General features: G+C 74.6%; 8 protein-coding genes. 1 reads left to right on the top strand and 7 read right to left on the bottom strand.

The features are described from left to right. The first annotated feature begins 216 nt into the window (after positions 1-216). Positions 217-750: a DUF7822 domain-containing protein gene (locus LG632_RS28870; protein ID WP_226730743.1), complete on the top strand. Its 534-nt coding sequence runs from the start codon at positions 217-219 to the stop codon at positions 748-750. Between the two features lie 10 nt (positions 751-760). Here LG632_RS28870 and LG632_RS28865 read toward each other — a convergent pair whose 3' ends face one another. From LG632_RS28865 to LG632_RS28835, 7 genes are all read right to left on the bottom strand, one after another. Continuing rightward, the gene (locus LG632_RS28865) at positions 761-1819 is read right to left on the bottom strand and encodes an aminotransferase class V-fold PLP-dependent enzyme (protein ID WP_226730741.1); all 1059 of its coding nucleotides are present in this window, start codon (positions 1817-1819) and stop codon (positions 761-763) included. A 112-nt stretch (positions 1820-1931) separates the two neighbouring features. Then, on the bottom strand, positions 1932-2639 hold the full coding sequence (locus tag LG632_RS28860; protein ID WP_226730739.1) for a DsbA family oxidoreductase: 708 nt from the start codon (positions 2637-2639) through the stop codon (positions 1932-1934). Positions 2640-2704: 65 nt separating this feature from the next. Further along, complete coding sequence (locus tag LG632_RS28855; protein ID WP_226730738.1) at positions 2705-3193, bottom strand: GNAT family N-acetyltransferase; 489 nt, start codon at positions 3191-3193, stop codon at positions 2705-2707. Positions 3194-3281: 88 nt separating this feature from the next. Next, the gene (locus tag LG632_RS28850; protein ID WP_226730736.1) at positions 3282-4733 is read right to left on the bottom strand and encodes a peptidoglycan D,D-transpeptidase FtsI family protein; all 1452 of its coding nucleotides are present in this window, start codon (positions 4731-4733) and stop codon (positions 3282-3284) included. Positions 4734-4830: 97 nt separating this feature from the next. Next, positions 4831-5493, bottom strand: a complete 663-nt coding sequence (locus LG632_RS28845) for a response regulator transcription factor (RefSeq protein ID WP_226730734.1) — start codon at positions 5491-5493, stop codon at positions 4831-4833. Beyond that, entirely contained in the window at positions 5490-6764 is a 1275-nt protein-coding gene (locus LG632_RS28840) for a sensor histidine kinase (RefSeq protein WP_374203627.1), read from the bottom strand. The genes LG632_RS28845 and LG632_RS28840 overlap by 4 nt, the downstream gene beginning before the upstream one ends. Further along, positions 6761-7718, bottom strand: a 958-nt coding sequence (locus LG632_RS28835; protein WP_308109383.1) for a hypothetical protein, incomplete at its 5' end; no start/stop codon positions are given. The genes LG632_RS28835 and LG632_RS28840, both read right to left, overlap by 4 nt.

Below are 7718 nucleotides of genomic sequence, written 5' to 3'. Positions count from 1 at the left end.
GCCCGGCGACGAGCCCGGTGCGCGGCCCCCGAGCGGGCCAGTCGTGGGCGGCGCGGTAGTGGGCGGCGCGGTAGTGGGCGGCGCGGTAGTGGGCGGCGCGGTAGTGGGCGGTCAGCGCCCGCCCGGGCCCCCGGCCGGGGCCCTGCCCGCCTGGTCGGGCGTCAGGAGAGCGGCAGGGGAACGGGGTTGTCGGTGCCCGGTGTTAGCGTCGTCGGCATGGCAAACCGTTCCTATCTCTACTCCGCGGACTCGCTGCCGAACGACGTGGAGATCCCCCAGCAGATCCGATGCATATCTCAGCACAACTGGGACATCCCGCTCGCGCACCAGCTCATGGTAGGGCGCGGTACGGCGATCGTCCCGTCCATGATCTGGAACCCTCCGATCGGCATCGCCGGTGACTACGCCGAGGGGGCGGCCCTGCTCGGCGACCTCCTGGGCGCGGTCGGCAAGGGTCTGGAGGACGACGCCGAGTTCGCCGAGTGCGTCGCCAGGACCACGGCCCACCTCGAGAAGCAGCGGGCGGCGTACTTCCTCCTCGAGACCGGGGAGATCGTCTCGATGACGGGCGAGGACCCGGCGGCGAGCGTGCGGCGCCTGGTGTCCGAGGACATCCCCGACGCCGTCGCCCGGGCCGAGGCCGCCGTCGCCGGCCGCAACGACGAGTGGCTGGCCTCGGTCCGGGCCGACTGGCAGCGGCACTTCGCCTCCTTCTACAGCGAGGCGCTCTACTTCTCCTTCCCCGGCTGACGGGTCCGGGTCACTCCGCCAGGGCGGCCAGGAGGCGGTCGACGTCCGCCTCCGTGGTGTAGAGGTGGAACGAGGCCCGCAGCGCTCCCGCGCGGGCCGCGGTCTGGATGCCGGCCGCGGCCAGGGCGGGCTGGCGGTCGGCGAGGCCGGGGACGGAGACGATCGGCGAGGACCCGGGGACGGGCTCGTACCCGAGCCGGGCCAGGCCCGCCCGGTAGCGGGCGGCGAGCGCGGTGTCGTGCGCCCGCACCGCCTCGATCCCGACCCGCTCCAGCAGGCCCAGGCCGTGCTCGGCGGCGGCGTAGCACAGGAACGCCGGGGACTCGTCGAACCGCCGCGCGTCGGCGGCCAGTTCCGGCATCGGCCCGTACGTGGCGTCCCACTTGGACGCCGCGTTGACCCAGCCCGAGTGCAGCGGCGTCAGGGTCTGCTGGGCCTCCTCGGACACCGTCAGGTACGAGGCGCCGCGCATCCCCAGCAGCCACTTGTAGCCGGCGGTGACGGTGTAGTCGTACGCGGACGCGTCGAACGGCAGCCAGCCCGCCGCCTGCGTCGCGTCCACCATCACCCGGGCCCCGGCGGCCGCCGCGGCCTCGCGCACGGCCTCCAGGTCGGCGAGGCGTCCGTCGGCGGACTGGACGGCGCTGAGCGCGACCAGGGCCGTGTCCGGGCGCACCGCGTCGGCGACGGACTCCAGCGGCGCGAAGCGCACGCGGAGGTCGCCCCGGACCACGAACGGGTTCATCACGGAGGCGAAGTCCCCCTCCACGCACAGCACTTCCGCACCCGCGGGCAGGGAGGCGGCGATCAGGCCGACATGGGTGGAGACGGCGGATCCGGCGCTCACCCGGTCCGGGGCGACCCCGACCAGCCGGGCGAAGCGCTCGCGGACCCGGTCCACCAGCGCGAAGGCGTCGTGGCCGCCGCCCGTCGCCGAACCGGCGGCCTCGGCCGTCTCCCGCACGGCGGCGACGGCGGCCTGCGGGAGGATCCCGCTGGTGGCGGTGTTGAGGTAGGCGGTGGTGGGGGCGAACTCGGTGGCGGCCGCATCGGCGAGACGAAGATCCATGTCTTCACTCTGACGCAGCCGCCACTCAAAGTCCATTGCCTGATTTTGCGTGCGACCCTCAAGGGATCCTTATGGACGGCCGCCAGGCGGCACAGCCGTGGGACCCGCTCGCTCAGGCCTGCGGGACCGCGCAGGCGCCGTCCGGCTCGCAGGCGTCCGCGGCCGGGGCGGCCTCGGTGACGGCGCGGCCGGCCCAGGCCTGGTCCAGCGCCTGCGTGAAGACCTCCGCCGGCTGGCCGCCGGAGATGCCGTAACGCCGGTCCAGGACGAAGAACGGCACGGCGTGGGCCCCGAGCTCGGCCGCCTCGCGCTCGTCGGCCCGGACCGCGTCGGCGTAGGCGGTGGGGTCGGCGAGGACGTCACGTGCCTCCGCCTCGTCCAGGCCGGCCGCGACGGCGAGGCGGAGCAGGGTGGCGGAGTCGTAGACGCCGCTGCCGTCGGCGAAGTTGGCGCGGAAGGCGAGGTCGAGCAGCTCGTCCTGGCGGCCGCGGGCGGCGGCCAGGTGCAGCAGCCGGTGGATGTCGAAGGTGTTGCCGTGCAGCCGGCCCTCCGTGCTGTACGGCAGGCCCTCCGCGCGGGCGGTGGCGGCGACGTGCTCCTCCATGCCGCGGGCCTCGTCCAGCGTCCGCCCGTACTTCTCGGCCAGCATCTCCACGACGGGCGCGGTCCGCCCGGGGGTGCTGTGCGGGTCGAGCTCGAACGAGCGGAACACGACCTCCACCTCGTCCCGGTGGGCGAACGCGGCCAGCCCCTTCTCGAACCGGGCCTTGCCGATGTAGCACCACGGGCAGGCGATGTCGCTCCAGATCTCGACGCGCATGTTCCTTCTTCTCTTCCGGTGTCACGGTTGCGACGGCCCCCCTCACAACCGCGCGCCGGACCGTCTCATTCCGTGGGCGGCGGCGCAACCGTCAGCCAGAGCGTGCGGTGGGAGCCGGAGCGGACGGGCGCAGCGGGGTCGGGGCGCCAGCCGTGGTGGGCGTAGAAGGCCTGGGCACGCAGGTTGTGCTCGTAGACCTCCAGGCGGGCCCGGGTGATCCCGGCGCGGCGCCAGGCGGTGACGCAGGCCTCGTGGAGCGCGGTGCCGGTGCCGCGGCGCCACTGGTCGGGGTCGACGTGGAGCTGGGTGAGGGTGGTCCCCTCCGCGTCGGTGCGGAAGGCGGCGACCCCGGCCAGCCGGCCGTCGCGCTCGGCGCACAGGACCATGCCGTCGGGGCGGGCGACGGCGGCGGACCAGCCCGCGCGGGTGCGGGCGAGCTCGGCCTCGCCGGCGTAGGCCTCCTCCGGTATGTGGCCCTCGTAGTAGGTGGCGCGCGCCCGGCGGTGCAGGGCGGCGATGGCGTCGAGGTCGGCGGCGGTCGCGGTTCGGATCATGGGGAGGAGAACGCCCCGGGACCGCGGCGCGGTTCCCGGGGCGTGCCCGGCGCCCTGGACGGGTGGCCGGAGTGCGACGGCGAAGGAGCTACTTCTTCTTCAGCCACGCCTCCATCATCTTCTGGGCGACCGGCGCGGCGAGCTTGCCGCCGCCGATCTCGGAGCGGTCGGTGTCGGAGTTCTCGATCACCACGGCGACGGCGATCTGCTTGCCGTTGAGCTTGCCGTACGAGGTGAACCAGGCGAGCGGCGGCAGGCTGTTGTTGACGCCGCGCTGGGCCGTGCCGGTCTTGCCGCCCACCTCGGCCCCGGGCACCTGGGCGGGCTTGCCGCCGCCCTCGCTGACGACCGTGCGCATGGCGTCGCGGAGCATCGAGGCGGTGCGTTCGCTCATCACCTGGGTGGAGGGGGCGTTGCGCATGCTGTCGAGGACGTTGCCGCCGGAGTCGGTGACGTCGGAGACCATGTGCGGGCTCACGAGCTTGCCGCCGCCCGCGACGGCGGCCGTGACCATGGCCATCTGCAGCGGGGTCGCCTGCACGTCGAACTGGCCGATGCCGGTCTGCGCGACCTGGTCGACCGACATCTTCTTCGTCGGGTACTTGCTCGGCGGGTCGGTGCGGACCGGGGTGTCGATCTTCATGTTGAAGCCGAGCTTCTCGGCCATCGCCCGCATCTTGTCCTGGCCGAGCTTGGAGGCGACCTCCGCGAACACGTTGTTGCAGGACAGCCGCAGCGCGGTGCGCAGGGAAACGTTGTTGCAGGCCGGCGTCGCCGCCTCGCTGCGCAGCGGCGTGGTGGTGCCGGGGATGATGTACGGGTCCTTGACACCGGTCGGGGTGTCGATGGACGAGAACATCCCGTTCTCCAGCGCGGCCGCCATGGTGACCAGCTTGAACGTGGAACCGGGCGCCTGCGGCTTGCGCAGCGCCAGGTTCTCCATCGCCTTGCCCTGGTCGGCGGAGAGCTCGGCCCAGGCGGCCTTGTCGTTGGCGCCGGTGATCCGGCCGGGGTCGAAGGACGGGTTGTTGACGAGCGCGAGGATCTCCCCGGTGGCCGGGTCGATGGCGGCCGCCGCGCCCTGCTTGCCCTCCAGCGCGTCGTAGCCGGCCTTCTGCACGTCACGGTCGATCGTGGTCAGCACGTTGCCCGGGTCGGCGCGCTTGTTGGTGAGGATGTCCATGAAGGTCCGCAACCGGTGGTCGCTGCCGTTGAGGATCCCCTCGTAGACCCCTTCCAGGCCCTTCGCCCCGAACGCCTGGGAGCTGTACCCGGTGATCGGCGCGTACAGCGGGCCGTCGGTGTACGTCCGCTTGTACGCGAAGTCCTTGCCTCCGGTGGCCGTGGAGCCCGTGATCGCCTGCCCGCCCACGATGATGTTCCCGAGCGGGTTCGCGTACTTGGCGATGGTGTTCCGTCGGTTGTTCTTGTCGTCTGCGAGGGCCTGGCCTTGGTACGCCTGCACCCAGGTGACCCGCACCAGCAGGGCCAGCACCAGGAGCATGCAGAAGACCGACGCACGCCTGATCGTCTTGTTCATCCCCCTGGAGGACGACGCGGCCTCCACTTCCGTTCCGCTCTGCCCCGATTGTGGCCGAGTTCTCAGCGTTTCTTCATCTCCCGGTCCTCGGCGCCGCTCACCGTCCCTTCCTCAGGAAGCCTCCTTCGTAGGCCGCGATCACCGCCTGGGTGCGGTCCCGCGAGCCCGTCTTGGCCAGCACCGCGGCGACGTGCGACTTGACGGTCTGCGGCCCGACCCCGAGCCGCTCGCTGATCTCGTGGTTGGACAGCCCCGCGGACATCAGCCGCAGCACGTCCGCCTCCCGCTCCGTCAGCCGGCCCACCCAGCCGGCGGCCGGGCCGGCGGCGGCCGCGTGGGAGTCGGCCAGGGCCCGCACCGCGGCCGGGAACAGCAGGCTGTCGCCGCGGGCCACCAGCCGCACCGCCCCGACGAGCTCCTCCGGGTCGGCCCGCTTGAGCAGGAACCCGGCCGCTCCGGCGCGCAGCGCCTCGTAGACGTAGGAGTCGTTGTCGAAGGTGGTCACCACCAGGATCCGGGGCGGGGCGGCCATGGTGGCGAGGATCTGCCCGGTGGCCCGGATGCCGTCGACCTCCGGCATCCGGACGTCCATGAGCACCACGTCCGGCTCCAGCGACCGCACCGCGGAGACGGCTTCGGCCCCGGTGGCGGCCTCGCCGACGACCTCCAGCCCGGGCTCGGCGTCGAGGATGACCCGCAGGGCGGTGCGGACCATCCGCTCGTCGTCGGCGAGCACGATGCGCAGCGGCGGCCGGCTCATCGGCCCCCTCCCCCGAGCGGCAGCACGGCCCGCAGCCGCCACCGGCCCACGTCGGGCCCGGCCTCGACGCTGCCGCCGAGCAGCGCGGCCCGCTCGCCGGCCCCGCGCAACCCCCGGCCTCCGCCGCCGCGCCCTGCCGGGCCGCCACCGGGGGCGGCGGGCACGTTGGTCATGACGATCTCCAGTACACGTGTCTCCTCCTTCTCCCGCACCGCGAGGTGCAGTTCCACCGGCCCTCCGGCCCCGTGCCGCAGGGCGTTGCTCAGTCCCTCCTGGACGATCCGGTACGCCTCCCGCGAGACGATCGCCGGCAGCGCCTCCCAGCTCCCGACCGGGCCCGGGTCCTGGTACGCCGTCACGGCCGCGCCGGTCGCCCGGGTCCGGGCGAGCAGCCCGGCCAGGTCCGCGCCGAGGGTCGGCGCGGGCGCCGCGTCGGGCCGGGCCGCGTCCCCGTCCCGCAGCAGGCCCAGCACGGTGTCCAGCTCGCCCACCGTCCGCCGGGTGGTGTCCTCGATGGCGGCGAGGGCCTCCCGGACGAACTCCGGGTCGCGGTCCAGCACCCGCCGCGCGGCGACCGCCTGGAGGGTGACCGCGCTGAGGGCGTGGCCCACCGCGTCGTGCAGCTCCCGCGCCAGCCGGTTGCGCACCGCGAGGTCGGCCGCCCGCTCCTCGGCCGCCGCCAGCCGGTCGGCGGTGCTCGGCCCGAGCAGCACCGGCACGGCCCGTGCCAGCAGCGCCCCCGCGACCGCCGCGCACCCGACCACGACGGCCAGGATCAGCAGCCCGGCCAACGGAGCGGTCCAGAGCCGACTCCCGTCGGCGAACCACCCCATGCCCAGCTCCACCCGGCGCTCCCGGCCGAGCAGCGGCGCCGCGAGCAGGAGGCCCGCCATCGGCGGCATGGCCAGGCTGAGCCCGCTGACCAGCGCCCCTAGTCCCAGGTGCAGGGTCCACCAGGCCGAGGTCCGCCCCCGCTCCGCCCAGGACCGCGCCGGGCCCTCGGCCAGCCCCGCCACCGGCACCCCGCCCAGGGCCCGTACGCCGGCCACCGCCAGCGGCCGGACCAGCGGGAGCAGCGCGCTCACCGTCGCGAGCGGGAGGGCGATCGCGTAGGCGGTCAGCATGGCCGACAGGGAGGCCAGGCTGTCCCCGGGGCCTCCGAGCATCGCCAGCAGGACCGAGGCGAGGAGGAAGTAGGGCATCAGCAGGGCCCCACCGAGCACCAGGTGCGCCCAGCGCCGCCACGCCTCGGCTCCCAGCAGCCGCCTCACCCGGTGCGGCGGGCGGTGAGGAACCGCGTGAGGACGGCCGCGGCCAGGACTCCTGTGATCATCTGGCCAGCGTAGGTGAGCTGCAGGGTCGCCGTCGCCTCCTTCGCGGGATCGCTCCCGGGTATGAGCGCGGCCAGGAACAGCCAGCCGCCCCAGCTCAGCGCCTCCGCGCCACCCACCCAGGCCAGCGCCAGGGGCGTCCTCGCGCTCCGCGCCCACCCGAAGGCCAGCAGCAGCGCGCCGGCGGCAGCGGCGAGCGCGCACAGCGCGTGGACCGTGCCCACGATCGCCGTGTCCGTCGTACGGTCCGCCGCCAGGGCCGGGGTGAGCCCGGCCGTGCCGCCGAGGGCCCAGTGGATCTGTGTCCCGGCCGCGACGAGCGCGCCCACCGCCGCGGCCACGGCCAGCGCCCGCGGCCCGCCCGACATCCCGGTCCGGCGCCGCCACAGGTGCCCCCAGCGCTCCCGCGCGTAGGGCACGAACAGTCCGGCGAGCGCGAGCGCCTGCACGGAGAAGCCGGTGTACACGACGGTGAACACCCAGTCGTCGAGGAACGGTTCGCGCGGGGCCGCCGCCGCGGCGGGGTCGGTGCCCGCTCCGAGGAGGCGCAGCAGCCGCTGCGTCGGGAACGCGGTCAGGATCGGCGTCAGCAGACCACTGGCCACGCCCGCGGGCACGAGCAGCAGCCAGCTCGGTATGCGCCGCCCCCAGGGGCGCGTCAGCGCCAGGACGAGGACCACGAGGGCGACGTCCATGAGCACCGTCACGCCGTTGACGGCCTGGAGGAGCGGGCCGGACTCGCGCAGCCGGCTCCCCTCCGGTATGCCGAGCTGACTCCCGGACAGCCACGCGAGCTTGAGCGCGATGTACGGCAGCGTCGCGGCGATCGCCACCGCCCGCAGGGCCCGTCGCCCGGCCCCGAGCGGCACCGGTCCGCTGGTGGCGGCCGTGGCC

It is taken from the genome of Streptomyces antimicrobicus (genome assembly GCF_020532625.1).
Classification (GTDB): Bacteria; Actinomycetota; Actinomycetes; order Streptomycetales; family Streptomycetaceae; genus Streptomyces; species Streptomyces antimicrobicus.
The sequence above is the reverse complement of the archived record's forward strand: the minus strand, read 5'-3'. Positions and strand labels throughout refer to the sequence as shown.